This is a genomic window from Pseudomonas sp. NBRC 111133 (assembly GCF_001320605.1).
Lineage (GTDB): Bacteria > Pseudomonadota > Gammaproteobacteria > Pseudomonadales > Pseudomonadaceae > Aquipseudomonas > Aquipseudomonas monteilii.
Genome location: NZ_BCBJ01000153.1, coordinates 1 through 1,182, shown reverse-complemented (window position 1 = coordinate 1,182; position 1,182 = coordinate 1). Strand labels below are relative to the sequence as shown.

1 protein-coding gene is annotated in these 1,182 nt (G+C 60.9%); it reads left to right on the top strand.

The genetic code is table 11. The features are described from left to right. Nucleotides 1-144: 144 nt before the first annotated feature. Complete coding sequence (locus tag APH36_RS29260) at nt 145-1,014, top strand: HD-GYP domain-containing protein (RefSeq protein WP_223198360.1); 870 nt, start codon at nt 145-147, stop codon at nt 1,012-1,014. The last annotated feature ends 168 nt before the right edge of the window (nt 1,015-1,182 follow it).

Here is a 1,182-nt window from a genome sequence, read left to right as displayed (position 1 = left end):
GCCCAGAGCCCAGAGCCCAGAGAATTGTCGGAGGAGCAATCTCTGCCGTCTAGTCCACTAAGCAAGAAAAGTGACGGCGCAACCTCAATGGAGAGCGAAATGTGTTATGCACGGAAACTCTGTCTTGCGGCCAAGTCCCAAGTCATGGACATGTTCCAGGAAGCCCGGCTTGGCAAGGCCGTCGACCCAAGCACGACGTTGCCGCTGGTCGGAGAAATCGCTGCCTCGGTGCTGCGCCAACCTCATGCCCTCATCAGCGTCGCACGCATCAAAACGCACGACGATTACACCTACCTGCACTCGGTTGCCGTCTGCGCCCTGATGCTATCGCTGGCCCGGCATCTCGATCTAGACGAGGAGCAAACGCGCCTGGCTGGCATCGGCGGACTGATGCACGACCTAGGCAAGGCCGCGATGCCGCTGGAAGTGCTTAACAAACCAGGCAAGCTCACCGATGCCGAGTTCGCCATCATGAAGCGCCACCCTGTGGAGGGCGCAAAGATGCTGCGCGCAGGCGGGGCCGAGCCCGGGGTGGTGGACATTGCCCTGCACCATCACGAGAAGATCGACGGAACCGGCTACCCGGATCGCTTGGCCGGTGACGCCATTTCACTCCTGGCCCGCATGGGCGCAATCTGCGACGTCTATGATGCCGTGACGTCGGAGCGAGCCTACAAAAAGCCGTGGGACCCGTCCGCGGCGATGCGGCAGATGGCCAAGTGGGAGGGCCATTTCGACAAACGCATCTTCCACGCCTTCGTCAAGGCCGTGGGCATCTACCCCGTCGGCTCCTTGGTTCGCCTGTCCTCTCAGCGTCTGGCCGTTGTCGTTGAGCCGGGAATGGAATCACTGCTGACTCCCAAGGTTCGCGTGTTCTTCTCGCTACGCTCGAGAGAGCCGATCCCGATGCAGACCATCGACCTGGCGGCCACGAGTTGCAAGGACAGTATCACTGGCCCCGAAGACCCGACGCTCTGGAACTTCAAGAACCTCGACGACTTGTGGATGGAATAGCCCCCACAAAACGACGGCCCCGTGAGGGAGCCGTTGAACATCGTCGAGCGATGCCCGTCCAGGGAGGGATGGCCGAGCTCGATTCTCCAGAAGGTAGCTGGTGACACGAGTGTTGAGCCCACCCAACTAGGGTGACGGAAATTTCTGGGGTTCCGGCTTACATCCCCT